The organism is Flavobacterium sp., assembly GCF_043780635.1.
Taxonomy (GTDB): Bacteria; Bacteroidota; Bacteroidia; order Flavobacteriales; family Flavobacteriaceae; genus Flavobacterium.
On sequence record NZ_JAYWCK010000023.1, the window covers coordinates 27,511 to 53,774 of the forward strand.

26 protein-coding genes and 2 pseudogenes are annotated in these 26,264 nt (G+C 30.4%); 15 read left to right on the plus strand and 13 right to left on the minus strand.

All coding sequences use genetic code 11. From position 1 onward, the window contains the following. Positions 1-8 precede the first annotated feature (8 nt). On the plus strand, positions 9-443 hold the full coding sequence (locus ACH2BV_RS01770) for a DUF6146 family protein (RefSeq protein WP_395048853.1): 435 nt from the start codon (positions 9-11) through the stop codon (positions 441-443). 32 nt (positions 444-475) lie between these two features. Next, positions 476-781 (plus strand): DUF6787 family protein, encoded by a 306-nt coding sequence (locus tag ACH2BV_RS01775; protein ID WP_395048855.1) that lies wholly within the window; start codon positions 476-478, stop codon positions 779-781. Positions 782-790: 9 nt separating this feature from the next. Here ACH2BV_RS01775 and ACH2BV_RS01780 read toward each other — a convergent pair whose 3' ends face one another. Further along, the gene (locus tag ACH2BV_RS01780) at positions 791-1,084 is read right to left on the minus strand and encodes a hypothetical protein (RefSeq protein ID WP_395048856.1); all 294 of its coding nucleotides are present in this window, start codon (positions 1,082-1,084) and stop codon (positions 791-793) included. A gap of 127 nt (positions 1,085-1,211) precedes the next feature. Here ACH2BV_RS01780 and ACH2BV_RS01785 point away from each other — a divergent pair, with 127 nt between their 5' ends. Together ACH2BV_RS01785 and ACH2BV_RS01790 are read left to right on the plus strand one after the other, a co-directional pair. Next, positions 1,212-1,871, plus strand: a complete 660-nt coding sequence (locus ACH2BV_RS01785; RefSeq protein WP_395048858.1) for an ABC transporter ATP-binding protein — start codon at positions 1,212-1,214, stop codon at positions 1,869-1,871. Between the two features lie 142 nt (positions 1,872-2,013). Next, positions 2,014-2,520: pseudogene (locus ACH2BV_RS01790) on the plus strand (DUF2400 domain-containing protein); the annotation flags it as partial. A 40-nt stretch (positions 2,521-2,560) separates the two neighbouring features. Here the strand turns inward: ACH2BV_RS01790 and ACH2BV_RS01795 are convergent. Further along, positions 2,561-4,318: a recombinase family protein gene (locus ACH2BV_RS01795; protein WP_395048859.1), complete on the minus strand. Its 1,758-nt coding sequence runs from the start codon at positions 4,316-4,318 to the stop codon at positions 2,561-2,563. Between the two features lie 143 nt (positions 4,319-4,461). On the opposite strand from ACH2BV_RS01795, the gene ACH2BV_RS01800 reads away from it, so the two are divergent. Then, the gene (locus ACH2BV_RS01800; protein ID WP_395048892.1) at positions 4,462-5,226 is read left to right on the plus strand and encodes a TIGR02757 family protein; all 765 of its coding nucleotides are present in this window, start codon (positions 4,462-4,464) and stop codon (positions 5,224-5,226) included. Positions 5,227-5,237: 11 nt separating this feature from the next. Here the strand turns inward: ACH2BV_RS01800 and ACH2BV_RS01805 are convergent, their stop codons facing one another. Beyond that, positions 5,238-5,873, minus strand: coding sequence for a recombinase family protein (locus ACH2BV_RS01805; protein ID WP_395048861.1), 636 nt, complete (start codon positions 5,871-5,873; stop codon positions 5,238-5,240). 247 nt (positions 5,874-6,120) lie between these two features. On the opposite strand from ACH2BV_RS01805, the gene ACH2BV_RS01810 reads away from it, so the two are divergent. Beyond that, positions 6,121-6,519: a hypothetical protein gene (locus ACH2BV_RS01810; RefSeq protein ID WP_395048862.1), complete on the plus strand. Its 399-nt coding sequence runs from the start codon at positions 6,121-6,123 to the stop codon at positions 6,517-6,519. 218 nt (positions 6,520-6,737) lie between these two features. Here ACH2BV_RS01810 and ACH2BV_RS01815 read toward each other — a convergent pair whose 3' ends face one another. The 8 genes from ACH2BV_RS01815 to ACH2BV_RS01850 all read right to left on the minus strand — a co-directional run bounded on the left by ACH2BV_RS01815 (position 6,738) and on the right by ACH2BV_RS01850 (position 12,180). Then, positions 6,738-6,950 (minus strand): hypothetical protein, encoded by a 213-nt coding sequence (locus ACH2BV_RS01815; RefSeq protein WP_395048863.1) that lies wholly within the window; start codon positions 6,948-6,950, stop codon positions 6,738-6,740. A 55-nt stretch (positions 6,951-7,005) separates the two neighbouring features. Beyond that, positions 7,006-7,266, minus strand: a complete 261-nt coding sequence (locus tag ACH2BV_RS01820) for a hypothetical protein (RefSeq protein ID WP_395048865.1) — start codon at positions 7,264-7,266, stop codon at positions 7,006-7,008. Positions 7,267-7,294: 28 nt separating this feature from the next. Further along, entirely contained in the window at positions 7,295-8,920 is a 1,626-nt protein-coding gene (locus ACH2BV_RS01825) for a LysM peptidoglycan-binding domain-containing protein (protein ID WP_395048867.1), read from the minus strand. Next, positions 8,917-9,162 (minus strand): hypothetical protein, encoded by a 246-nt coding sequence (locus ACH2BV_RS01830; protein ID WP_395048868.1) that lies wholly within the window; start codon positions 9,160-9,162, stop codon positions 8,917-8,919. The genes ACH2BV_RS01825 and ACH2BV_RS01830 overlap by 4 nt, the downstream gene beginning before the upstream one ends. Positions 9,163-9,179: 17 nt before the next feature. Continuing rightward, positions 9,180-9,860: a hypothetical protein gene (locus ACH2BV_RS01835; RefSeq protein WP_395048869.1), complete on the minus strand. Its 681-nt coding sequence runs from the start codon at positions 9,858-9,860 to the stop codon at positions 9,180-9,182. Positions 9,861-9,945: 85 nt separating this feature from the next. Beyond that, a complete protein-coding gene (locus tag ACH2BV_RS01840; RefSeq protein ID WP_395048871.1) occupies positions 9,946-10,395 on the minus strand; it encodes a hypothetical protein in 450 nt (149 codons plus the stop codon). A 122-nt stretch (positions 10,396-10,517) separates the two neighbouring features. Then, entirely contained in the window at positions 10,518-10,901 is a 384-nt protein-coding gene (locus ACH2BV_RS01845) for a lipocalin family protein (protein ID WP_395048872.1), read from the minus strand. A gap of 70 nt (positions 10,902-10,971) precedes the next feature. After that, on the minus strand, positions 10,972-12,180 hold the full coding sequence (locus tag ACH2BV_RS01850; protein ID WP_395048874.1) for an RCC1 domain-containing protein: 1,209 nt from the start codon (positions 12,178-12,180) through the stop codon (positions 10,972-10,974). 192 nt (positions 12,181-12,372) lie between these two features. Here ACH2BV_RS01850 and ACH2BV_RS01855 point away from each other — a divergent pair, with 192 nt between their 5' ends. Beyond that, the gene (locus ACH2BV_RS01855; RefSeq protein WP_395048876.1) at positions 12,373-12,585 is read left to right on the plus strand and encodes a helix-turn-helix domain-containing protein; all 213 of its coding nucleotides are present in this window, start codon (positions 12,373-12,375) and stop codon (positions 12,583-12,585) included. A 7-nt stretch (positions 12,586-12,592) separates the two neighbouring features. Here ACH2BV_RS01855 and ACH2BV_RS01860 read toward each other — a convergent pair whose 3' ends face one another. Together ACH2BV_RS01860 and ACH2BV_RS01865 are read right to left on the minus strand one after the other, a co-directional pair. After that, entirely contained in the window at positions 12,593-15,622 is a 3,030-nt protein-coding gene (locus ACH2BV_RS01860) for a histidine kinase (protein ID WP_395048878.1), read from the minus strand. Next, a complete protein-coding gene (locus ACH2BV_RS01865; protein ID WP_395048879.1) occupies positions 15,600-16,355 on the minus strand; it encodes a LytR/AlgR family response regulator transcription factor in 756 nt (251 codons plus the stop codon). Before ACH2BV_RS01865 ends, ACH2BV_RS01860 begins: the two co-directional genes overlap by 23 nt. Before the next feature lie 919 nt (positions 16,356-17,274). On the opposite strand from ACH2BV_RS01865, the gene ACH2BV_RS01870 reads away from it, so the two are divergent. The 8 genes and pseudogenes from ACH2BV_RS01870 (at position 17,275) to ACH2BV_RS01905 (ending at position 26,182) form a co-directional block, all read left to right on the plus strand. Next, a complete protein-coding gene (locus tag ACH2BV_RS01870) occupies positions 17,275-18,774 on the plus strand; it encodes a hypothetical protein (RefSeq protein ID WP_395048881.1) in 1,500 nt (499 codons plus the stop codon). A gap of 25 nt (positions 18,775-18,799) precedes the next feature. After that, positions 18,800-19,063, plus strand: a pseudogene (locus ACH2BV_RS01875) (DUF2400 family protein); the annotation flags it as partial. Between the two features lie 972 nt (positions 19,064-20,035). Continuing rightward, on the plus strand, positions 20,036-20,422 hold the full coding sequence (locus tag ACH2BV_RS01880; protein ID WP_395048883.1) for an SDR family NAD(P)-dependent oxidoreductase: 387 nt from the start codon (positions 20,036-20,038) through the stop codon (positions 20,420-20,422). Between the two features lie 290 nt (positions 20,423-20,712). Beyond that, positions 20,713-21,081 (plus strand): response regulator transcription factor, encoded by a 369-nt coding sequence (locus ACH2BV_RS01885; protein WP_395048884.1) that lies wholly within the window; start codon positions 20,713-20,715, stop codon positions 21,079-21,081. Between the two features lie 29 nt (positions 21,082-21,110). Further along, a complete protein-coding gene (locus ACH2BV_RS01890) occupies positions 21,111-22,187 on the plus strand; it encodes a HEAT repeat domain-containing protein (RefSeq protein WP_395048885.1) in 1,077 nt (358 codons plus the stop codon). 12 nt (positions 22,188-22,199) lie between these two features. Continuing rightward, positions 22,200-23,642, plus strand: a complete 1,443-nt coding sequence (locus ACH2BV_RS01895) for a glycosyltransferase (RefSeq protein ID WP_395048886.1) — start codon at positions 22,200-22,202, stop codon at positions 23,640-23,642. 108 nt (positions 23,643-23,750) lie between these two features. After that, entirely contained in the window at positions 23,751-24,860 is a 1,110-nt protein-coding gene (locus ACH2BV_RS01900) for a hypothetical protein (RefSeq protein ID WP_395048887.1), read from the plus strand. A gap of 56 nt (positions 24,861-24,916) precedes the next feature. After that, positions 24,917-26,182, plus strand: a complete 1,266-nt coding sequence (locus ACH2BV_RS01905) for a YaiO family outer membrane beta-barrel protein (protein WP_395048889.1) — start codon at positions 24,917-24,919, stop codon at positions 26,180-26,182. The last annotated feature ends 82 nt before the right edge of the window (positions 26,183-26,264 follow it).

Below are 26,264 nucleotides of genomic sequence, written 5' to 3' on the forward strand. Positions count from 1 at the left end.
TTTTCGCAATGAAAAATAGTTTTATCATATTGGCCTTTATTTTCTTTATACTTCTTGGTTGTAACACCACTAAGAAAACTATGACTAGTACTGCTAAACCTTTAGCAACTCAAAATGATACCATTCGTATTGCCAATGATTCTCTGCATTATGAAGTTATCATTATCGATCCCGGTTTTAGCACCTGGCTCGTTACGAGAGCTTATCCTCGTGGGTATCATTCGCAATCTTACCTTGAAAACAAGAACCTATTCTACGTAAGTGAATGGAACCGTCGTGTTTTACAACCACAGCGATATGATCCCAATTTATATGAAATGACCATTAATTATGAGCCAAATATTGATTATGGCTATGAAGTAAATTATTTAATTTATAACTATATGATTTATTTCCAAAATACCTATAAACAAAATCTCTATGGTAATGTCCCAATGAGATAATCTCACTATATTTGCTATCATTTTAAATAAAGATGGGGAATTTAAAGAAACGCTGGGGAATTACTTCCAATTATCAATTGGTTATCATTTTTGTGGTTTTTGCCATAAATGGTTCTTTATCTGCAAGAATTTCTGGTTTTGCGATGAATTATTTTGGCATAAATAACGAAAACACCCATTGGATACCCTATTATATAATTCTAATTCTTTTGGTTTTACCCTTATATCCTTTCTTATTAATGCTCTTTGGCTATCTTTTTGGACAATCAAAATTCTTCTTCCCATTTTCAAAAAAAATGCTGAAAAGTATGGGATTGGGCTTTATTTTCAGATCGTAAAACCGCAAATTATTTTTCTTTTTTAATCCAATAATTATAAATCCAAGTCAAGGTAAAAGATGGAATCACATCTGTAAAAGGAATGATTTCTTCCAAAAAAGCGAAAATTCCACCCATTTTCCCTACGGTTCCTTTGTACATTCTTGTCATCAAAAAACCAGCAATTGGAGCCCAAACTACATCTGAGAATTCTCCCAAAAATGGAATTGTAAATGATAATATTCCAATACCATCAAACACTATTCCCAGAATAAGATTTCTGTTTTTGTTGTTTACGGTCTCTACCTTAATTTCTTTGGACATTTTCTAAAAATTTTCAAAACAAATATACAAATCCAATGCCACTTTAGATTATAGATTTAAGATATTAGATTTAAAATTGCATCAAAATATAGAAAATCTTTGTTTCTTTGTGGAAACAGTTCCAATAATGATACACGCAAAAAATATCCATAAATATTACGATCAACTTCAAGTACTCAAAGGAGTTGATTTGCATATTCAAAAAGGCGAAATTGTTTCCATCGTTGGTGCTTCCGGGGCAGGAAAAACAACACTTTTGCAAATTCTTGGAACATTAGACAAACCCTCGATTGAAAATGGAATAGAATTACATATCAATGGTCAAGATATATTGACGATGAATGATAAAACCCTGTCTAAATTCAGAAATTTGAATCTAGGTTTCATATTTCAGTTTCATCAATTATTACCTGAATTTACTGCTTTGGAAAATGTATGTATCCCAGCTTATATTGCCAATAAATCACGTCACGAAACTGAAACCGAGGCCAAAAGATTATTGGAATATCTTGGGCTTTCTCATCGCATCAACCACAAACCCAACGAACTTTCGGGCGGGGAACAACAACGTGTGGCGGTAGCAAGAGCTTTAATTAATAAACCAGCCATCATTTTTGCAGATGAGCCTTCGGGAAATCTTGATACCCATTCCGCTGAAAATTTGCACCAATTATTTTTCAAACTTCGTGATGAATTCGGACAAACATTTGTTATTGTTACCCATAACGAAGAACTTGCCAATATGGCCGACAGAAAATTAGTGATGGTTGATGGATTGATTAGTTAGCAGGTTGCAGAAGGCAGAAGGCAGAAGGCAGGTTGCAGGTTGCAGGTTGCAGATTGCAGATTGCAGGTCTCAGATTTTAGAAATAAGAAATAAGAAAAAATCCGTTTAAATCAGTCACATTTGTATTATCCGTGTGCCAATTATGACAAACTCCGAACTCAAATCTTTCCTCGACGAAAAAGTACTTCAATACAACACGCTGGACTTTATCGAAAGTGATCCAGTCCAAATTCCGCACTTATTTACTCTAAAAGAAGACATTGAAATTGCTGGTTTTTTGAGTGCTACAATCGCTTGGGGCAATCGCAAAATGATTATCAAAAACGCACACAAGATGATGGATTTGATGGGAAATTCTCCTTATGATTTTGTGATGTCACATAATGTTGATGATTTAGAACGGTTAGAGTCTTTTGTTCACAGAACATTTAATGGACAGGATTTTGCCAGTTTTATTAAAGGCTTACAACACATTTATAAAGACTACAACGGACTAGAAGCTGTTTTTGCCAAACACCAAGAATTGAATTCAATGCAAAAAAGCATTTCTGAATTCAAGAAAATATTTTTCGAAATCCCACATCAAAACCGGACCCAAAAACATATTTCAGACCCGATGAATGGTTCTGCGGCGAAACGAATTAATATATTGAATCAGTCAATTAAGGCAGTCTTTATTAATGCCTTAATCAATTGAATGATATTAAGTTATCATTATCTAATATTATTTCATTTTGCATTGCAGATATGCTTTCTTGACCATCAAAAGTTAAATCTTCAAAGTCAGCGTCAGTATATTCTATACCTCGAAAATCAAAATAATCTTTTCTCTCTTGAATATCTTCTATGCGTTGTTGTTCATTAGTAGCTGTTGTCCTTGAATAATATATCCAATTCCATTTAAGGGTAAACCAATCAGTAGTGAATGTTGAAGTTTCTTCAAATCCTTTATACTTTATTGTAACAAAGAATATTCCGCCACGGTCTAATTTTTTATGAGTTACTGTTATACGTTCTATAAGCGAATGTACTAACCGTTTTGTATCTTCGAAATTGGTTGTTAACTTGAATTCATTAATAGCATTTTCAACCTTCATTTTTGCAAATTGATTATCCGCTTCTAATATCTGAACCTTTAAAATATCAATGTTATTTGATAATATTTCAATATCACGTTTAGCTTGTTTATATTTATCATTAATGGCAACGTCATCCTCTAATTCAACATCAGTTAATATATTTAAAAGTTTATCCCGTAATTTAATTTTCGTTACCAAATCACCTTCAACTTGAATAAGTTTATTTTTTAAAACAACGCTTTGTTCTGTATTAACAGGTAATGATAGTAATAGATTTTTTAAGTCTTTGCTTAAAAACAAATGTTGAATGATGAAATTTTCAAATCTAATGATACTTATACCACGACTATCTGCACATTTACCTACGGCTTTGCATTTATAAGCTGAATCTTTTGTTACTAACCGTTTTTTACCTCGGTATTCTAAACCACAATTACCACAAAATACCAACCCATTTAATAAATAATTAAATTCACTTCTTTTGCCTGCTTTTTGTTTATTATTAATCAAATTGCGATTTACTTTATCAAATGTTTCAACATCAATAATGGCAGGAACATCAACTTCAATAGTAACTTTATTTCCTTTTGGTTTTTTGTTCCAGACCCTTATCCCTTTATATACTGTATTTTTTAACATATCATAAATAACAGTACCTCGCCAAATAATATTTTTGCGTTCAAATGTTGTGGCTTCACGTGTATATTTATCATATCTAATGTGAGATGGTTTACCATTGATATTTTTATGCTTTGTTGGAATGCCCTCTCCATTTAAAATATTAGCAATGGTATAAGTCCCTATACCACTCAGTGACAATTCAAACATTCTACGAACATTAACGGCTTCAATTTCATCTATTTCATACTTTTTATCAATACCTTTTTTATAGCCATAAGGTAAGACACCATGGGTTAATCCTTTTGAAGCACGTAAATCAAATGTTTCATTAACTTTCTTTCTGGTTTGTTCTGCAAATAATTGATTTGTAAGAGACAATATGCCAGTTGCAAATTTAATATTTGGGTCAGTTAAATCAGTTAAAACGCCATTTGGATAGTATTTAATATCTTTTTTGTTTACAAGAAATTGAAACATTTGCCAGATATTAGTGTTACGTTCTAATCTTGACTGGTCAATCACATATACAGCCGTTAATATTTCTTTGTCAATATCTTTCAACATTTCAGCAAATGCTGGTCTTTCTTCAATTTCATCTTTAGTTCCAGAAATGCCTTTATCGGTGTAAATCTTATAATTCATACCGAGCTTAATTGCTACTTTGATACCTTCAATTGTTTGGATTTCAATTGAAGTATCTTTACCATCTACTTTTTTACCACTTATTCGAGTATAAATTCCTAACATATAAATCAACTGTTATTTATGAAGAACACAAATATAGAAATAATTGATTCAGTTAATTAGTGTAGTATTTAAAAAAATTAGTTCTTAATTATAATCATAGTAGATTATATTTGTATTAAATTTTAAGTAATTGAAAAATGGAGTTGAATAATACTGATTTGAAGGATTTTCTTGAAAGTAAAGTGCTTCAATATAATACCATCGACTTCATAGAGCCAGACCCTATAAGTATTCCACATCGTTATTTTTTAATAGAAGATATTGAGATAGCAGGGTTTCTAGCTTCAAGTATTGCTTGGGGAAATCGTAAGATGATTACTAAAAACGGTCATAGAATGATGGATTTATTAGGTAATTCACCTTATGACTTTGTTATGACTCATAATGATTATCAGTTGGAAAGATTGGATGGATTTGTTCATAGGACTTTCAATGCGGATGATTTTAAATATTTTATTAAAGCATTAAAACACATTTACACCAATAAAGGTGGCTTGGAGAGTATTTTCATTCAAAATCAAACTGAAACTTCCCTTCAACCAGCCATTCACGCTCTTAATGAAATTTTCTTTGAAATTCCACATTTAGCTAGAACAAGAAAACACGTTGCAGACCCTGATAAAGGTTCGGTTGCAAAGAGAATAAATATGTGCCTTAGGTGGTTTGTGCGAAATGATAATACAGGTGTTGATTTAGGGATTTGGAAAAGCATATCTCCCTCAAAGTTATCCTGTCCGTTAGATGTACATTCTGGTAATGTGGCACGTAAATTGGGTCTTTTGAATCGAAAACAAAATGATAATAAAGCTTTACTTGAACTTGATAATTCATTACGACTGTTAGACCCCAATGACCCCGTAAAATATGATTTTGCACTCTTTGGACTTGGCATTTTTGAAGGCTTTTGATTTATTTTCAATCATATATTATTTTCTTTTTCCATTATTCCTTTTACCTTCTTTACAGTATTAGCCGAAACTTTATAATCTGAATCCGATGCAAGTTTTGCAATCTGTCGTAGGGATAGCGTTGGGTTTGCTTTCATTGCTTTCACAGTTCTTTTATGTTTTGAAAGTATTTCATCCTCTGTATCAACAGTTCCAAGAACTCTACCCTTATAAGTATCTGGATTTTTTCTCTTTGCAGCAGCAATCCCTTCTTTTTGACGCTCCAAAAGTGTAGTTTTCTCAAGTGAATTTATCTCGGAAAGTACAGTTATAATCAAGTTGAAAATAGGATTCGGTTTATTATTTATCATTGATTCTAAACCAAGATTATCGACTTTAACAACTACACCTTTATCAAATAAAAACTTTAATGTTTGAAGTACATTTATAGTATCTCTTCCAGCACGGGAAATATCATGGAAAGAGACATAGTTGATTGTATTAGCTTCAATCGCTTCAATCAATTTTTTACCAGCTGGTCTATCTCCGAATGGTATTGAGCCACTAATAATATCAACAAATAAAGTTTCATCGGGATGGGCTTTGTATAATTGTCTCAAATTTGATTGTTGTGTTGAACTTTGGCGGATATAACGTCCTTTTTTCATAGATTATGAATTTTTGAATAAACCAAAGGTACAAAATTTAGTTTGATAGTGCAAATTTAGGATAGTATATTTTGCACAATAAATAGTTTTGATTTTACTGGATTCGATTTGGTAGCGGTTGTATAGCGTATAAGTATAATCTAAAAATGCACAATATTAGAAATCCTGCTTGGTTGCATTTTTCAATGTTTAGTTTTTTTTCGTTTTTTGTGACTTATTTGATATTTATAGATAAAGGAATCTGAATATGGAAAATCTGAAAATAAAATTGGCAACAGGTAAAATCATAACGATTGAAGCCTTTCATTTTACTAAAACATACGGTGGTTTGTTGACGGGAGAGCCATCGAAAGAAATTAATGAAGAAATCATAAAAAACATTTCCTATCCAAAAAATTGGGGACAAAGAAGAGCTGTTTTTGATAGAAAAGATTGGTATCTTTCAAATGAGGTATTAAAACCAATAACTTATTCAGCGTGGCTAATGGCTGAATCAATTGACGACAAAGAAAAACAATATGATGGGAGTTCGATAATTGTAATATGGATTGATGATGAGCCAAAGGGCAAAGACATTGAAGAAATAATTGTTTCGGGTATTGGATTATTTGACTGGGAAAAATTTGCCGAAAATTATCAATTTTAAAATCAACGTATTAATGAAAAACTATTGTTTAACTCACAAAATGAAAATAAAAAAGAGGCAAGCCAATACTTGCCCCTAGAACAGCGGAAGAAGCGGGATTTGAACCCGCACACCCATTGCTGGGCTCGGTAGATTTTCAATCTACTGCCTTAACCATTCAGCCATTCTCGAAAAGAGGTCAGTTTTTCTTTTCGAGAAGGGAGAGGAAGGGTTTCGTATTATTTAATTATTGATTCTCTTTCTGCTATTGCAAACTGAAGACGTCTATAATTATCCTTTGCAAATGTCATACGTGTAACCATATCTGCTTCTGTAACATCTTTATTTGTTGTTGCGTCATTTAAGAATTTCTCATTTTGTAGATTTATCTTCTCTAATTCCTCAATTATTGAATTGTATTTTTCTAGTAATTTCAGTTTAATTTCTTCCATTTGATAATTTATTAAGGTTTATTGCTTTTTTAAATTTTATTAAGTTCAATTCCAGTCAATTTGATGGGTTAATTTTTTGTACAGTTATTTCCAATATATCTTCTACGTTTATTTGATGGGAAGTTAATGAGTCAATACCAGTTATGTAGTCTTCCCTCACATCTTCACATTTTAGAAAATAAAATGGAAGCAAATCATAAATGACCTTTCCGTCTAAATTGTTTTTTGAACTTAAAACAACATACTCTTCAGAGATGTTTTCAATTTTAACTTTTTCTCCAACTTTATATTTTGGCTTTGGATTATTATTTTTCATCTTGTTTTTTTTTTAAAAGAATCCTTCATTATTGAAATAAATTATTTACAAATTTTCCATTTGAATCAAGTTCGTCTAATATAATTTTTGGAACTAAATAATCGTGTTTATATCCGTTTAGTTTTACATTCCAAATATCAATTGTAAGCTCTATATTACCATTAATATCAGAGGATATATTATTAATTTCACCATATTTTAGAGGTATTACATTGTCATAAGTTATTTGTTTTGTAGCTTTATTTATTACAACTATTCTAGGGTTAGCAAATCCAACATAGCCTTTTGATAACGTAAACCCTCCAATTATTAAATAACCATTAGATTCGTGTATGTCAGTAATTTTAATATCTGATAATGTAGATTCCCAAACCAAATTAAACTGTTTATCATATAGCTTTACCTTATAATTTAGGTTTTTAATATTGAATTGCTCAGGAAACACATTAACGAATCCTTTTAATTGCTTTTGAGATTTATCCCATAAACTAAATATATTTCCTAGCCAACCTAGAGTTTCATCATATCCACCTAACCTAATTTGGGAATTTTCAAGTACTTTTCCAATATCTGTCTTGATAATAACAGGAAGGATTTTATCTCCAAATTGAAGAAAAACATTGTCATCTATAATGCTATGAATTGAACAATTATTGACATTATAAATATTTTTATTAGTTATATTCAAAGTGCTTAAATCATATATTTTCAACTTTTTAAAAGTTGTTTGGTAAACGAACAGGTAATTTTTTTTTGTGTAAGTTGACTTAGCAATAAATCCAAATGTGGAATTTCCACCTTTATATGAATTTATTTCAAAGGTTTCTATATTCCCATTGAATTTATACTCAAATGTTTCATATAAAGGATATACTTGATTTTCAAGACAATTTTTTGTAGCGTTAAAAACCAATTTTTTAAATATAATTCTGTTTCCATTTGATGTTGTTTGTTTTTCTATGTGAATAGTTCTGAGAGAGAAATCAGAATCTCGATTATAACTATCTGTAAAATCCATATCATCTTCATTGAACTGAAATTCCTCATTGGTAAAAATATTTGTGACGTGACTTCCTTTTTTTTGAATAGTGCTAATTGTATTGCCAATCGTAATATAATATGTCCTTCCTCTATAACCCCAAGAGTTTCCATCAAAGTTTGGCAAATAACTTATAATTTTGTTTTCAAAAGTATTGTCTATTGGGATAGCATTCCTTAGGTCGCCATTATTAGAATCAAATTCTTGAATGCCTAATTTGGATTTTATTTGTGCTTTTTCTTTAATAATTTCTGCTTTTGGTGTAGGATTAGTTTCTTTAATGTCAGTTTTTAATTGGGCAATTGGTGATGTATTACTCTTACCTTGAGTATTAATATATTCTTGCAAAATTTCTGCCCTTGCAATTGAGTCTAAATTTTTGGCAACAATTTTATCTGTTTTCGGGAAATTCCTTTTAATTAATAAATTAAGTCCAACAGTTATATCAGGGATTGATTGAGGATTTTGTTTTTCTAATTCTGATATAGTAATACCATACTGTTTTGAAATGGAATATTTGGTTTCCCCATTCAAAACAGTATGTCTGATTACATTCTGTGAATATGTTATTATATTCCAAACGAGTATAATTCCAGTGAATATTAGTTTTTTCATTTCGCCTTTTTTGTTGAAGTTTTGTTTCCTTGTTTGTTGTAAAATGTGGTAGTGCCATTTTTAGATTCTTTTGAAGTTCCAGTTTTATTATGTGATTTATCATAATAAACTGTTTTGTTTCCTGTTTGCTTTGAATAACCAACAGGATTGCCACTTTTGTTTTTATATGTGGTGGTTTTTGTCTGGGCAACTGCCAATACTGTCAAAAACAGAAATATTGTTAATACTATTAATTTCTTCATATTTTTCAAGGTTATAATTAATTGTATAATAAGACTGTTTGTCCATCGGTTACAGAATTTTCTCGACAAGAAACCCAAAGCGTAATTGTACCGTCTGGGTGTGATGGATTTATACTTGCTAATTTGACATAGCCTTTGTAACCACTTAATGATTTGTAGGTTTGCCATTGATATTCTTCTTTTCCAGAAATTATGGCTCCATCAGTATTAAATCTAATTTCAATACCGCCACCTTGCTGGATAAATGTTTTGCCAATCAAATAAGACAGAACATCGTTATCACTACTAAATGAACAATCCGTGTTAGATTGATTGTCGCTTTTTTCATCGTTACTTATAGAATTATATCCGTGTTCATTGAGGATTTTATTGTAACTATCAGTAGTCTTTTTGTCTTTTTCTATTCCACAAGCTTCACTACAAAAGACACAATCCGTTAAATTTTCTTCCTCACAGGGAATACAATTGCCTTCTGAAATCATTTTATAACCATATCCACTAATATTTTTTTCGCAATTGGCACAAGTAGATTGATAGGGTGCATTTTCAGTTTTGGAAGAAGATGAATCTACCACTTGTGAATTGATGGAATCAGAAGTGCTATTTTGACTAGAGCTTGTTTTTCCACAACCAAAGACTAAAAAGAAAAAGGCTACAATTAGGTATGCGTAAATAATTTTAAGACAACTGTTTTTCATATTAAGAATTTACTAATAAACACCTTGATTTACTTTCATTATTGCTACAAGAATTATAGCATAAAAATATCTAGTTACAAAAATTTTAGACCTTTGAAATACTGTAAGAAACAATGCCTTTTGTTTTATCCCTAAAACTTGGAGTACCGTTAATAATAAGCAACAAATTATTATTTATTAAAATAGTGTGCATTGTATTTTTCCCTGGAAGCTTATATACCTTACTTTTGCGATTTTTTGGAGCAAAACGTGTAACTAATTCTTTAATATAGTATTCAATTTCATTAAGTTCTACTTCGATTTTGTAATCAATTTCAGATTCTGAAATCCTAACTTTTTCAGAATTTTTTTCATAATCAAAATAAATGGGGTGTGATAATCTGCTCTTTGTGAATCCGTTTTGCAATAACAAATTTGTATTATATTCAATACCTTTTGTTGGATTAATACCACGTAATACCTCAGAAGAAAATTGTGCGCATAATTTAATTGATGTTGCAAACACCAAAACGAATACTAATATTAATTTTTTCATTTTTTTTATATTTATATGTTAATTTCCAAAGCGTAATTGCACCGTCTGGTTGTGATGAATCTATACTGGATTTTATTGGATACAATGTTTAAAAACAGGACATTAAAATTTTCCACATAGTTTTAATTAATCTTCTTAAAAGTTGTTTGCTCTGCGGTAGCACTACCAAAAGGAACAAAACTCAACACCATAGATGTTTGTGTGAGAGAGATAATTTTACCCGTAAATGGAATGGGAAAACTTTGCATAATCATTGTTAAATTATCTCCATTTATTGACCACGACCCGCTTGTTGTGCTTTTGCTACAATTATCATAGTTGCTATAAGCACCCCCTTCTTTAAATTCGTCCCATCCTGAAAAATCACAAGGTTGATATGTGGGGTCAGTAGATTTCTCAACACTCCATTTACCTATAATTAGGCTTGATGTATTTGTTTTAGTATCTTCTGTTGAGCAAGACACCATCATCATAATAATGATAACCGATAATAGTAATTTTTTCATAATAAAATGATTTTGAATTATTAATTAATTCTGGATTTATTTCAACATAAATATTTAACTCCATTTATCTTCAATAATCTTCGGTAGCCATAAGATGTGGTCTGTCATAATTATCAAAAAAATTGCCTTCTCCCCAAAACCAAAGACTCCCATCATTTTTTAAGACAGTAGTTCTTCTAACTCCAATCCAAATTGATTGCCACCCCAAATCGGTTCCAATTCTAGTAGGTATGTTTCTATTAATTCGAGTGCCATCCCCCAAATCTCCATATGTATTATTTCCCCAAGACCATAAAGTACCATCCGTTTTTATTCCAATAGAATAATTGTCTCCAGATACAATAGTTTTCCAATTGTTATCGATTCCAATTCTAGTAGGTATGTTTTTATTTATACTTGTGCCATCTCCCAATTGTCCAGATTCATTATATCCCCAAGCCCAAAGCGTGCCGTCTGTTTTTATTGCTAATGGTGTGGCGAAAGTAAAAACAATAGTTTTCCAATTATTATCAGTTCCAATTCTAGTAGGTAGGCTTTTATCTATATTAGTACCATCTCCTAATTGTCCATAGTTATTTTTCCCCCAAGCCCAAAGCGAACCATCTGTTTTTATCACATAAGTTGAAGTATAAGTAAAAGTTACAGACTGACAATTTGAAATTCCTTCAATTTTTTTTGGACTGATTACATCGACCATATATCCATCTCCTCTATCCACTTTTTTTCCATTTGGTAGCCATTCCCATAGAGTTCCGTCTGTTTTTATTGTGAGTAATGTGGAATTTGTATAAAACAAAGACTTCCAATTTGAATCAGTTCCTATTTTGGTTGGGATGTATTTATTAATGTATTTCGTTTCAGTATCATACACAATAGTGTTACAAATTCCCCAAGTCCATAACGTACCATCATTTTTTATGGCAAACGTAGCTGAATCATCAGTCTGCACATATTTCCAATCTGAATCGATTCCAATTTTTGTTAGTGTTTTTATTGTTCCATTACGCATTACACTTTCACCCAATCCTAATTGCCCACAAGAGTTACCCCAAACCCCCCAAATTGTCCCATCATTCTTTAAATAAATTCTGGAATTTTTCCCAAGAGAAATATAATTCCAAGTCTGATTTACTATTACTGGTACTGGAGCAGGTACTGGAGCAGGTACTGGTATAGGTATAGGTGCTGGCACAGATACAGGTGCGGGTGCTCCTGTTTCATTTGTTGAGCAAGACACCATCATCGTAATAATGATAACCGATAATAGTAATTTTTTCATTTTATTAAACTTTTATTTGTTAATTACCTCAAACCTACATCAAAAAAATTGTCAAAAAATTAAGAATTAGTTATCGCAGGCTTTTCGTGATTTATCGTTTTGAAAATCATAATTATTTAAGTTATCTTTTACGATAACTGAATTAAACAAATATATAACAAAATTTGACTTATCATAAAAGATAATTCAAAATTGAAAAAATCCTTACAAGAAAAGGTTGGTAAACGAATCCAAGAGATACGAATTGAGAAAAAAATATCTCAACAGGATTTGGCTGCAAAATGCAATTTTGAGAAGAGTAATATGTCTAGGTTAGAAGCAGGAAGAGCCAATGCGACCCTTTCAACTTTAGAAAAAATATGCGATGCTTTACAGATAAATTACATTGAATTGTTCAAGTTTTAAGCCAAACCTAAATAAAAATTGCTTTTAATTTTAAAACAACCGTAGTTCCTGTTAAAGTTGAAGAAATAGTGACTGCATTCTCAGTGTCTTGTTGAAATAAAGAGATGCGTTCTTTCGCTAATTTAATCCCTTTTGAAGTATTGAGTTTGTTCAGGTTTTCAGTAGCCATTCCTTTGCCATTGTCTTTAATTTCACAATAAAGATAATTTCCTGTTTGTTTTAAAAAAAGTGTAAGTGTCGGGTTTTTTGAATTAGAATCAAAAGCGTGAACAAACACATTTTCTATGAATGGTTGCAGAAGCATAGGCGGAATTTCGGTTTCAAATAAATCCAAATCATCATCAAGAACAAGTTCCAATTTTATCTTGTTTTTGAAACGCATATTTTCAAGCGTTATATAGGATTGTAAATACTGAATCTCATCTGTCAATGTAATCCTTTGTTGTGAAGAATTATTAAGTGTTTGCCTAATCAGTTTAGAGAATTCACCCATATACATCAACGCATCATCGGTGTTATTATCGATGATATAATTCTGAATAGAGTTCATAGCATTAAAGATAAAATGAGGGTTCATTTGGCTTTGTAAGGCTTCCATTTTAGTTTCTGCCAAACGTTTTTGAACTTCTGATTTTGCTCTTTCTTGCGTTTGTACAACTTGAATTCTCCTTTTATAGACTACAAAACCAATAAAAGAAAGTGAAATGATACTGCCTAAAATAAACCACCAAGTTTTCCAAAAAGGGGGTGTGATAACTAAATCAAGGTTTTTTGATTGAAAAATTTCTCCAGTTCCTATGTTTTTACCTTCTAATAACAACTTGTATTTTCCATTTGGAATTCCTAATAATTGGATTCTTCCATTGGATTCAAAATCGCTCCAAGTATCTGATAACCCAACAATTTTATATCGGAATAAATTCTTATCAGCATTGAATGTATTGTTAGATGCAAATGTTAACTCCACATCATTTTGATTGTAATCGAGTTTTATTTTATTGTTTTCATAACTGCCCCAACGCATCAACAAATCCGTTATTGAATATAATTTTCCATTGACTTTAATCGAAGTAATTCGTATTGGTGTGTTACTGGTTTTTACACTTTTAGAAAATTCATCTACATTCAATTGTATCAATCCGTTATTAGTGGCAACCCATAAATTTTCATTTTTATCCTTGATGCAATCGTTAAACTGAATATCTTCAATGCCTTCGGATTTATTGATAAGTTTAACGAATTTATTATTTTTAATTACATTGATTCCTTTATTAGTTCCAATAAAATATATTCCTTTTGATTGTTCTACAAAGGAAACAGAAGTGCCGTAAATTTCTTTATTAGGTACATAAATGTGTAAAATATCAAGGCTTTTGCCATTCCATTTGGCGATATAAACCCTTCCGCTGTTTGTTCCAATGACCAATTGACCTTCATCATTAATAATCAAGTCCGTGATGTTATTTTCCTTGAACATTCCTTTGAAATTCAATGAAGAAAAAATACCGTTCTGGAGAAAAAACAATCCTTTGGAGTTTGTTGCAAACCAAATTGTATTACCGTATTTAACAATTTTTGTTATATCGCTTGGTACTGATGAATTCTTACCGTCTAATTGTAGAGGAGTAGTCCAATCAAATTTATTTGGCATAAATAAAACATCGGAATACATATAGCCAAAATAGGCTTGGTCTTTATTGTCAAAAACTAAGTGTCCACCACCACCAAAAAATTGAAAAAATCGAATTTCATAATTCTTATCAAAACAAAAAACACCCCAAGTGTTATTCACCCAAGTATTTCCTTCATTATCAGGTACAATATTAAACGATGTAAAACCATCTCTTGCACCATAAACACGAAAATCTTCTTCAATTTTACTCATCCCTTTTTGTTTGAAATAAAGGGAAAGCTTTTTCCAAATAATTGAAATATCAAATGTTTTGTAGCGTAAATCCTTGTCAAGAATTATAATATTGTCTTTTGCTCCAATCCAAATGTTATTGTTGGTATCACTATACAATTCCTGAATTTGCAGTTCTTTCAATCCAAAAAAAGATGGTTCAAAGAATTGAATCCTTCTACTTAAATCTACACAAAAAATTCCTTTGTCATTCGAACCCACCCAAAGTTGTTGCGTTTCTTTGTCGAAAAATAAACACCATAAAGCAGTGGATGTAATATGTGCTTGTTGAGTAATATTAGTCAGCGTATTATTAGAATATTTAAACAACCCCCCATTTGGGTCTGTAACATTCCAAGTAGTAAAATAGAGATTGTTTTGTGAGTCTTTTGCATAATCCCAAACAATTGGACAAGGAATTAATTTTTCCTTGTAATTTACTATATTTTTTAGAACAAGATTATGGTCAGCACTACCACTATAATAAGTGTTGTTCGATATGTAAGATGAGTAACTTACTCTAGTGGAAAATGTACTTTCCAATTTTGATTTTTTGATATTCGAATTAATCGAAAGTTTATAAACTCCAAAATGGCTAGATGTGATAAATATGTCATCAGCCGTTTCATCTATACCAACGATTTGAAATTTTTCATTATTCTTTTTTAAAAAGGATTTAAACTGTTTACCGTCAAAAATTCCAAGACCGTTTTCAGTTGCTAGTATCAAACATTTATACTTTTTTGAATAATGAATTTTACGGATAGAATTATTTACTAATCCGTCTTTTTCATCATAGTAGGTAAACTTTTTGCCATCGTATTTTGCTAATCCTTTCCTGTAAAGTGACACCCAGATATTCTTGTTTTCATCTTCTACAATAGACCAAACCTTATCGTGTTTTAATCCATTTGTTTCGTTGAAAACTTTATAAGTCGTACCATCAAAGCAACATAAACCACCGTCAGTTCCAATCCATAATAGACCTCTACTATCTTTAAAAAAACATTTTATACCATTGCTAGGTAAACCATCATTAATAGTGATGTTTTTACTAGGAATGGTCTGTGCAACTACTATTTCAAGAAACAGCAGAAGAACAACCAAAAAATTATTTCTTTTTAATAATAGCATTGATGAAATCTTCTTTTTTTCGGATAGATACTGGCAAAGATTCACCATTAGCAAGCTCCACAATTAAATCATTGGTTTTGTTAAATCGAGTAACGTAATTTAGATTTACTAAATAAGATTTGTGAATTCGTTGAAAAATTGAAGTAGGAAGAAGTTCTTCAATAAATTTTAAAGTTTTTGACAAGACAATTTTTTTACCATCTAAACAAACAATTTTACAATAGTTAGAATCAGCTTCACAGTATAATATAGCATTGGTTTTTATTAATTCATAACCTGTTTCCGTGGGTAATGCTATCTTATTGTATTGAGAATTTCCAATATCTAAATTCTCAATCAGCAACAACAATCGTTCCTGTTGCGAAGCATTATTTAGTTTCTCATCATATTTTTTTACGGTTCCTAATAAATCAATGTAATTTATGGGTTTTAACAGATAATCCAAAGCACTGCATTTGATGGCATCAATGGCAAATTCAGAATGTGCTGTTGTGAAGATAACCTCAAAATTGATAGTTTTTAATTCTTTCAATAGCTGAAAACCATTTTTGTTTGGCATTTGAACATCAAGGAAAACTAATTCAGGATTGAATTTTTCAATGGCAAGAATTGCATCATCCACACTTTCGCATTTTTCAAGAACTAAGAATTTATCTGGAAAATAACGCAATAATAGTTTTTCAAGAAACTCACTGGCGTTAAATTCATCGTCAACAATTATAGTCTTTATCATTTTATAAAAGTAGGAAGATTTTGTTTAATATAAAGATGTGAATTAGTAAACGTATGTAATTTATAATTAATCGATTGTTTTATCTATTTTGATTATAGAAATACAATCGATTTTTATTTTGAAATCAATATAATATAAACGTTTACGAGCCTATCCAAAGGAATCCTTGATTTTAGTATCAAAAACAGGGTTTTTTTCTATCAACCCTTATAGCTAGAACGTGTCTATCTGTATAGTATGAACGTGTGTTTTATCAAAAAAATATTTTCAATTATTATCTAAAGGAACTATTTTTTATAGATTTTTTGAAAAAAATAATTTTTTGAAAAAGAGAGTTGAGAAATTGAATTGAAAAAAATTTTGGTAAAAAAATAGATGGAAATCATCGTAGCCCATATAATAGCCATACACCCACCCTGGAAAGGCGGACAACGAGGGTAGGACTCCCCATAAGGGGTGATATGCTATTCATTTCCGATAATAATCCCAATTTCGCTTGTGCCAATGAGCCTAATTGTGTATATTTGAGAATATCACTAAATAGATGCTGGTTTTCTTGATTTGCATCTGGTATAAATAAAGAATCTTGAACCCAAAAAGGTGCTTAGCCTGTTTTAAGATTTGAACTTATAATTCAATCCAAACTTTTACAAAAGAATGAAGGATATTAATCTTGATGATTAATATTCAAAAAAAACATTGCTATTCCCAACTCATCTTGGTTGGGAATAATTCAAAATGGAATAATCCATTAGAAATACCAAATCTATTTACTTTTTTTTCAGATTAAGTATATTTATTTATGAAGGTCAAATAGATTTTTATGGGTATCCAGATGATAAAATAGGAGTCGACACCTACATCTGGTTTCTGCACCCAAAGCAGAAACAAAATAACAAAGCAGAAATAATAAATTTTAATGTTTACAATCAACAAATTTAAAAATGGACAAAATTCATTTGTACAAAAAAACATAACGATTGATGAAGCTCTTTCAACAATCAAAAATGGTGACGAGAATCTGAATACTATTTTAGACCTAAGAAAACTAGGCAGGTCATCATCATTATATGCAGATATAAAAATCTCAAAAATACCCACAATTCGATTTAACTTTAAATTTAATGGCAAAGCAACCAATGACAATATCATTGAACCAACTGGACTAATATATTTGGATGTTGATGGTGCTACTCAAATTGACACCACAAATCCTTACATCTTTGCATCTTGGAAATCATTATCAGAAACTGGATTAGGAATTCTAGTTAAAGTTGATGGATTAACACTAGACAACTTCAAAGATAATTACATTGCCATTAGCGGTTTATTAGGTTTAAAAGTAGATATGAATGCTTGTAAAGCTACCCAACAAACTGTATTATCATTTGATAATAATCTTTATGAAAATAAAAATTCTATTATTTTTCAAGCAATAAATAAAAAGGTATCATCTAGTGTTATAAAAAAAAAGGGAGAAGGGTGTATAGAAGTAAATGATACCTTTTTAAAATCAAATAAAATAAGATTCAATAACATAGGTGATTACTTTATTGATAATGAAAATGAATATATATTATTTAAAACCAAGGAAAAATTATGCATTCCATTTATTCCTTTATTAATTGAAGAAGGAAAACGTAATTCAACAGTATTTACAATAATATCACAATATGCCCTATTGAATCCTTATGGTGGTAAAGAGTTTTTAAAAGCTTGTTCTGACAAAATAAACCTGTATTGTATACCAAGAATAAGTGAATCTGAATTAACCCATATCATTAAAAGAGTACTGAAAAAAAGAGAAGAAAACACACTTGTTGCCAATTTTAATAAAGAAAGAAGAATTATTTTCAATCCAAAAACAAAATTAACCGCAAAAGAAAAACAAAAGACTACTGCTGTATTAATGGGTAAATTTAAAACCGATAGAACTCAACAAGCTATTAATGATGCAATAGAAGATTGGAATTTTGAAATTGAGGGTATTATTACCCAGAAAAAAATAGCTTCTAAAATAAGTATGTCAGTACCTACAATCAAGAGAAACTGGAATCCTTTTAAAGCATTCGTGTGCGACTTAAACAATGGATTTAAAGAAGGTTTATCGAATGAAATCAATATTGCATATAAGGCTTCTGATGATGGCTTATATGGCTTTAAAATCGAACCAATAGAACCGTTTGTTTATGATTTGGATGAAGCTAATGCCGTTGCTGATAAGTTTATTGCTAACTCGGAAATTAGAAGAAACAAGTTGATACAATTAGAAAAAGAGAAGGAAAATGAACCTGATAATTTGAAAGAAATACTTGCTAATTCATCCATAAGGTATCTGAAAAAAGCTTTTATACAACTGGATATTGATACTGGAAGAATTACTACAATTGAACAATTGAAGGAAAGAATTGCATCGTAAAGAAGCTACCTTAATTACCTTTTTCAATATGTATCTAAGATGGATGTGCCGACAAGACAATAAAGGTGTTGATATGGGAATTTGGAAAAGCATATCCCCTTCTCTACTTTCGTGTCCGCTTGATGTGCATTCCGGGAATGTGGCTAGAAAACTAGGCTTGCTCACCCGTAAACAAAATGACGGAAAAGCTTTGTCTGAATTAGATGCGAAACTTCGCGAACTCGACCCAAATGATCCTGTAAAATATGATTTTGCCTTATTTGGACTGGGTGTTTTTGAGGGGTTTTAAGTAGTTCTTTTTGTAAAAGACAAGTAAAATTTCTTTTATTTTGAATTAATTAAATTTTATGGTAAAAATATATTTTTGTTATAGTCACAGAAAAAAATAAAGAGAAATACTAATTTAATTCTCAACTAATGAAGTCTCCCTTCTTCGTACCCATTACTAAACACCATTCCAACATTATTAACTCTGACTTTTGGACTATTTTAGTCCGCTGCTTCGCAGCAAGTTTAGAACAATTTTTTACAAATTAAATGTGTAAATCATGAAACTATTTTCCAATATTGTATAAGATTTTTTGTTTTAGGATTGCTGAACTTTGTAAAGTAACAAATCAGTTACAAATTAATTTAAGAATAAAATGGATAATATGATGAACAATAATTCTTGGGGAATGAATTGGGGAATGGGTTATGGATTTTGGATAATTTCTATTGTTATAATTGTTGTAATTATAATAGCATTAAGGAGCAGGAGTAGAAAAAATTAAAAAAAACAACATACAAAACACAAAATACCTAGCTTTCGATTTCATCTTCAATTAGCATCAATGAAGGTGAAACATCCGAAAATATTCAGTCCGCAAATCAAAAAGCTGGAACTAAAGATGCTAGTTCAATAATTCCTATAAAAACTTCTGAATACAATGTAAAAACAACAAATAAAAATTTGCTTAACTATATCATTGGAGAAGACTATTTAGCTAAAACAATGTATCCTGGTTTTACAAAAAAAACTGAAACTGCAAATAATCAAACTGCCCTTTTATGCCTTTTTAGCTAAGAAGATAGAGCTAAAAAATATTTTTTGAACAAGCTTTGGGTTACATCAATAGCATCCCTTAAACAAGCTTGCCTTCAAAATATTTTGTTTGTCCTGTTTGTAATACATTCTACAACACAGAACCAAAACATTGCAACTTTTGATTAACTGACAAAGTGAATTTATATTATTTCAATAAAAAAATAAATAATAATCATGAAACAATTAAAAAACAAAGTAGCCATTATAACTGGTGGCGCTGGCAGTATCGGAAAAACTACTGCGAAGTTATTTTTAGAAGAAGGTGCCAAAGTTTTATTGGTGGATATAAGTGAAGATCTATTGAAAAAAATCGTGAGTGAATTAAACAGCGAAAATGTAGAATATTGTGTTGCTGATGTTTCGAAGGCGGCTGATGTAGAACGTTATGTAAATGAGGCCGTAAAATTATTTGGTAAAATTGATGTGTTTTTCAATAATGCAGGAATCGAAGGCGTAGTAATGCCAATTGTTGATTATCCCGAAGCTATTTTTGATAAGGTTATTTCGGTAAACGTAAAAGGAATATGGTTAGGAAATAAATCCACTTCACAAAATAATTAAGACACCTTTTTAGAAATTATGTAGTAATAATTTTATATTAATTTATTTTTTTTGCATTTTATCGAATATTTTTTGCATTTTATCGAATATTTTAAAAATATATATATTAAATTTGGTAAATATTATCAATAATTAATTAAAGTTAAAAAGCCAAGATCCAGTTAAAAATCAAATCCTACAATGCCGAACCTAATATAGAAGAAAATAAAAAATGGAAATAATAAAAAACCATTAACAAATTATTTTCTGGTACTTTATATCTGAATTTACCCATTTCAAATAATAACAAAATGAATAGTACTAAAAAAATTGTTCTAGCCGAAGATAATTCAGTCCTCTCATTGCTGCTGAAATTTAGATTAGAAAAAGAGGGGTATAAACTTCTTATTGCTGTAGATGGAAAGCAAGCAATCGAATTAATAGAAGAGCATAATCCAGAAATAATTTTGACCGATATTATGATGCCCTTTGTCAGCGGATTAGAGGTAATCAGTCATGTAAGAAACAAATTGAATATACAAACTCCAATAATAGTCTTTTCGTCAGCTGGGCAAGAAGAAATCGTACTTAAAGCATTTGATTTAGGAGCTACTGATTTTATGAGTAAGCCTTTTAGTCCACATGAATTAGTCATCAGGGTAAAAAGATTACTGATTTAATATTTCAAAAATAACATAAGCCACCAAATTTGAACAATAACCTACATTTTTTAGAATCTTTAAAACACTCTTCATCAATAATCCAATTGGTTTGGGGCCTAAGCGGTATTTTTTTCATATTTATTGCATTGTTAATAATTTACCTTAAATACTTAAGAAACCATTTAAGAGTTAATGAAAAGATAGAGGCTAAGTATCAAGAGAAATATGAATTATATCTTGTAACCTATTTGTATGCAGGAAATTATGATGAGGCCTTTAGCCCAGAGCAACAATCAATTATCAATGAATTAAAAAAATGTGTAGCTGATCCATTTAAAAGGAAAATTATTATTTCAACTTTATTGAAGTTAAGAAATGAGATATCTGGTGAAATGGGCGAATCTGTCGATACACTCTTCATTAAGCTGGGACTTTTGCGTTACTCTTTAGCCAAACTCAGAAATAAAAAATGGGATGTTATCGCTACCGGAATCAGGGAACTGACACAATTTAAAATAAAGTCAGTTCATAAAATAATAATGAACAACATCAACCATCCGAAAAGAGAAGTTCGTAAAGAAATGCAATTATATTTAGTTCATTTATACGCTTTTAAGGGACTTGAATTTTTGAATGTTTTAGAAACCTCCTTATCTGAATGGGATCAGATTCAATTGCTGGAAGTCCTTCAACTTAACAATGAAGCGCAAATTGTAGATATTAAACCATGGTTAAAATCTTCAAATGATTCTGTGGTCCTATTTGCTTTAAAACTTGCTAAAGTTTACAATCAATTTGAGGCAAAAGAAGAGCTAATCGAACTGTTGAATCATGAGAGTGAAGACATAAGGATCAATGCAATTTCTGCATTAAGTCATTTGAACATCTTTGAAGTTAAAAACATTTTGAAAAATAAATTTAAAGAACGTAGCGATGAAGAACAAATCGCGTTTCTCAAAATGATAGAAAATGTATATGATAATAATGACAAACACTTTTTACAGGAACACCTGCATCACGAAAATTTTGAAATTAACTTATTAGTATGTGAAATTTTGAAAAGCATCAATTTTGAAGAGGGTGGGTTAAATGAGGCCGAATTAAATAAATCATTAACCGCGTAAAACGAATTGAGCATGGATACAAGTACATTACAAATTATAATGACAATCATTCATTATTTCTTTCTTATTTTTTCTTTAACTGCAATTGCATCTTATGTCATATTAGCGATAATTTCGGCTATCGAAACAATTGAATATGTTAAGAAAAATAGCTTTGTTAATTACAAGGAAATATTATCTTCGACATTTACTCCTTCAATTTCAATTATAGCACCTGCCTACAATGAAAGTTTGAACATTGTTGAAAATGTTCGTTCCATATTATCGAGTCATTATGTGAATTATGATGTTATTATTGTAAATGACGGAAGTAAAGATGATAGCTTAAGCAAACTTATTGAAGCATATGACCTGATTCAAATAGAAGACCATTACATCAATGAACAGATTAAAACAAAACCAGTAAGAAAGGGCATTTATAAATCTACAAATCCTGCATTTGATAAATTAACCGTCATTGACAAAGAAAACGGAGGAAAAGCAGATGCCTTAAATACGGGATTGAATGTGAGTAAAAGCAAATATGTTGCTTGTATAGATGTAGATTGTTTGTTATTGGAAGATGCTCTTCAAAAAATGATCAAACCTTTTCTAGAATCAACAGACGTTAGAGTAATTGCGGCAGGGGGAGTAATAAGAATAGCCAATTCATGTACTGTCAAGGATGGTAAATTACTTGATGTTAACTTTCCTAAAACATGGTTAGAACAAGGACAAATTTTAGAATACTTTAGAGCCTTTTTATTGGGAAGAATGGCATGGAGCAGACTAAATGGTTTGTTGGTTATTTCAGGAGCCTTTGGTTTATTTGATAAAAAATTAGCCATTAAAGTGGGTGGTTACGACACAAATACTGTCGGGGAAGATATGGAGATCATTGTGCGAATGAGACGATATTTAGAAGACACAAAACAAAAATACAAAGTAGCTTATATCCCAGACCCTCTTTGCTGGACAGAAGCTCCACACAATTATAAAACATTTATTTCACAAAGAAACAGATGGACTCGAGGAACTATCGAAACACTTAAAAGACACCGCAAAATAGGCTTTAATCCTAAATATAAAACCCTAGGACTTATCAGTTATCCCTATTGGTTCTTTTTCGAAAGAATGGCTCCAATTATAGAAGTTGCTGGTATTATTTTTTTTGGAATTCTTATATTTCTTAATAAAGTAAGATGGGATTATGCCTTAGCTTTTATTATTATGGCCTATTTATTTTCGGTTCTGTTTTCTATAGTGGCAATTGTTTCGGAAGAACTTACTTTTCATCAATATAAAAAGAAGGCTACAGGCTTTAAATTAGTATTGATAGCTATCCTGGAACCTTTAGTGAATCATCCAGTTATACTATATTCAGCAATTATAGGAAATATAGATTACTATTTTAATAAAAAGAAAAAATGGGGAAAAATGGTTCGAAAAGGAATTAATAATAAGGTCGAAAATTAGATGAAATAGATGAAAAGAGGGTTATTACAGCAAATAGGTAAAGAGTATATTCATGTGACTTTTCTACTTTTCTGTTATAAATAATCTTTTCTTTAAATTAATATCAGTATGGAAAATAAAAATAAAAGTCAATCAGTAATCTTATTCTTATACTTTTGGCTGTGCATTGGGTTCCCTTTGGGTTTATGGGTGTTATTGGCAGGTCCTTCAAAATGGTTGGCCGAATATTCGCATTCAACAAATATGGAAATGTCTAAAGAAAATATTTTAGGAAAACTGATCATCATCGTTTATATAATTGCTTCTTTTTTTCTGGCACTTTTATTCAACAGGTTAATAAAAGGATCAAAAAACAAATCTGTAAAAAGGTTTGTTCTGGGAATATTAAGTTTTATTATGCTAGCATCAGTCTATATTTTTAGTTTTAATCCACAATGGTTGATAAGTTATTCCGGAGAGAATTTAACAACCAATATAAAAAATCAGGAAGATAAATATGACCATCTGGAATTTGATTATGGCTCATATCCAAACGAAGAAATGATAAAATCTCTAAAAGAACAAGGATATGATGGCATAATTTCACTATTGAATGAAATGGTAATTCCAGCTGAACCCGCTTTGATGAAAGACGAAAGTGAACTTACTAAAAAATACGGTATCAAGTTAATTAATATGCCTATGATGCCTTGGATTTCTAAAAATGAAAAAACACTTCAAGTTGCAAAGAAGTTTATCGAAAATGAAAAAGGTCTTTATTATGTACATTGCTATCTTGGGCGCGACCGGGTAAATATTTTTAAATCTGTTGCTAAAAAATATGGCGCTAAAAATAATACAAAAGTAACCTCAAATATTCGCAAAATTGAAGAACTTCCTACCTGGACCAGAGGGAAATATTTTAAATTGGAAGAAGGTGTATATTTAACTCCATACCCAACTGATGATGAATTTATCATGTTTATTCTCAACGATTTTAAAACAGTAATTTCTACGCTTGACAATAATGTAAAAGAAAACAAACCATGGATTGTTAATGAAAAAAAACTTTTTACAAATTATTCTATGAATTACATCCATTATCCATTATCTCCAACTTTTAATCAGAAGGACTTAGCTGCGTTAAAAAAGTTGATTAATTCAAATGAAAAACCAATATTAATACACGGATTCCTGACAAATGATGATATATCAAAATTTATTATCAGTCATTATTAAAAAAACTGGGCTAAAATTGTATAGTACTACCGGACTCCATAAAAAAAATTAAAATAATGATTTCAAAAATAGTTATTAAACTCACGATATTATTGACTTTTTCATGTTACTCCTTGTCATTTTGTCAAGTAAAAAAAATCAATGGCGACCCTGACATTGCCTTCAAAAATGCACGTGATTTAGCATTTAATCAACAGAGAAAACTAGCACAAGATACTTTAGTACTTATCCTATCTAAATATCCCGATTACCTTGATGTTAGAGAATTTTTGGGTACTACTTATTCCTGGGATGGGGAATATAAAAAAGCAAAAAAAGAGTTTGATTATATTTTGGATAGAGATATCAAACGAAAAAGCACTTGGATAGCAGCAATAAATAACGAAATTTGGGGAAACTCACCATATTCTGCTTTAGAGATGACAACTGAAGCTTTAAAAAAATTTTCTGAAGATTCTGAAATTTTATATTTAAAGGCTGGTGCACAAGAAAAAACAAACAATCCCATTGAGGCCTTTAATACTATTCAAATGATTTTAGATAAAAATCCAGAAGATCAAAAAGCAAAAGAGTATAAAATCAGTCTCAACGAAAAGCTAAGAAAAAACTCTATTGAATTAAAATCTTCAATTGATTTGTATTCAGAAAAATTTAATCCAATGCTTTACAATTCATTTTCTTATAGTCGACAAACAAAATATGGTAGTATTATAGGACGAATAAATTTAGACAGAAGGTTTAATGAAAACGGAACTCAATATGAAGTAGACTTATACCCCAAAATCACAAAAGGCGTATATGGCTATCTTAATTTTGGTGTTTCCAATTCATTTTTATTCCCAGATTTCCGATATGGAGTTGAAGTGTACAAATCACTTCCCAATAGTTTTGAAGTTTCCATAGGAATTAAAGGGCTACAATATAGTACTACAACAACAATTTATACGGGATCCGTTGGATGGTACCATGGAAATGATTATTGGACTTTACGCCCATATATAACACCTAATAATTCCGGAGTAAGCGCTTCAGGGACTTTAGGGTATCGAAAGTATAAAAGTGATGCCGATAATTATATAGGCTTTTCATTAGGTGTTGGATATTCTCCGGAAGACAATCATTTCAATACTCAATTAAATGCTATTCAAATAATCACTTTAAAATCTCAAAAATTCAAAGTAGACTATTATTTTTCGAATCACAATAAACAAAGTTCCTGGGGAACCCAATTAGGTATTACACATCAGGAAAAAAGTTTTGATTCAGGGAATTATTTATGGTTTTATACCATTAGTGTTTCTTGGAAATTAAAATTCAAATAAAATATCAAAAAAACAAGAAAAGCTTACATCCTTATAAAAAACGTACCTTTGCACAAAAATTACGTTTTATGACCACTTTCGA

Coding starts and splice junctions, on each gene's coding strand:
- ACH2BV_RS01770 (WP_395048853.1), top strand. CDS start 9: ATGAAAAATAGTTTTATCATATTGGCCTTTATTTTCTTTATACTTCTT.
- ACH2BV_RS01775 (WP_395048855.1), top strand. CDS start 476: ATGGGGAATTTAAAGAAACGCTGGGGAATTACTTCCAATTATCAATTG.
- ACH2BV_RS01780 (WP_395048856.1), bottom strand. CDS start 1,084: ATGTCCAAAGAAATTAAGGTAGAGACCGTAAACAACAAAAACAGAAAT.
- ACH2BV_RS01785 (WP_395048858.1), top strand. CDS start 1,212: ATGATACACGCAAAAAATATCCATAAATATTACGATCAACTTCAAGTA.
- ACH2BV_RS01795 (WP_395048859.1), bottom strand. CDS start 4,318: ATGTTAGGAATTTATACTCGAATAAGTGGTAAAAAAGTAGATGGTAAA.
- ACH2BV_RS01805 (WP_395048861.1), bottom strand. CDS start 5,873: ATGAAAAAAGGACGTTATATCCGCCAAAGTTCAACACAACAATCAAAT.
- ACH2BV_RS01810 (WP_395048862.1), top strand. CDS start 6,121: ATGGAAAATCTGAAAATAAAATTGGCAACAGGTAAAATCATAACGATT.
- ACH2BV_RS01815 (WP_395048863.1), bottom strand. CDS start 6,950: ATGGAAGAAATTAAACTGAAATTACTAGAAAAATACAATTCAATAATT.
- ACH2BV_RS01820 (WP_395048865.1), bottom strand. CDS start 7,266: ATGAAAAATAATAATCCAAAGCCAAAATATAAAGTTGGAGAAAAAGTT.
- ACH2BV_RS01825 (WP_395048867.1), bottom strand. CDS start 8,920: ATGAAAAAACTAATATTCACTGGAATTATACTCGTTTGGAATATAATA.
- ACH2BV_RS01830 (WP_395048868.1), bottom strand. CDS start 9,162: ATGAAGAAATTAATAGTATTAACAATATTTCTGTTTTTGACAGTATTG.
- ACH2BV_RS01835 (WP_395048869.1), bottom strand. CDS start 9,860: ATGAAAAACAGTTGTCTTAAAATTATTTACGCATACCTAATTGTAGCC.
- ACH2BV_RS01840 (WP_395048871.1), bottom strand. CDS start 10,395: ATGAAAAAATTAATATTAGTATTCGTTTTGGTGTTTGCAACATCAATT.
- ACH2BV_RS01845 (WP_395048872.1), bottom strand. CDS start 10,901: ATGAAAAAATTACTATTATCGGTTATCATTATTATGATGATGGTGTCT.
- ACH2BV_RS01850 (WP_395048874.1), bottom strand. CDS start 12,180: ATGAAAAAATTACTATTATCGGTTATCATTATTACGATGATGGTGTCT.
- ACH2BV_RS01860 (WP_395048878.1), bottom strand. CDS start 15,622: ATGCTATTATTAAAAAGAAATAATTTTTTGGTTGTTCTTCTGCTGTTT.
- ACH2BV_RS01865 (WP_395048879.1), bottom strand. CDS start 16,355: ATGATAAAGACTATAATTGTTGACGATGAATTTAACGCCAGTGAGTTT.
- ACH2BV_RS01870 (WP_395048881.1), top strand. CDS start 17,275: ATGTTTACAATCAACAAATTTAAAAATGGACAAAATTCATTTGTACAA.
- ACH2BV_RS01880 (WP_395048883.1), top strand. CDS start 20,036: ATGAAACAATTAAAAAACAAAGTAGCCATTATAACTGGTGGCGCTGGC.
- ACH2BV_RS01885 (WP_395048884.1), top strand. CDS start 20,713: ATGAATAGTACTAAAAAAATTGTTCTAGCCGAAGATAATTCAGTCCTC.
- ACH2BV_RS01895 (WP_395048886.1), top strand. CDS start 22,200: ATGGATACAAGTACATTACAAATTATAATGACAATCATTCATTATTTC.
- ACH2BV_RS01900 (WP_395048887.1), top strand. CDS start 23,751: ATGGAAAATAAAAATAAAAGTCAATCAGTAATCTTATTCTTATACTTT.
- ACH2BV_RS01905 (WP_395048889.1), top strand. CDS start 24,917: ATGATTTCAAAAATAGTTATTAAACTCACGATATTATTGACTTTTTCA.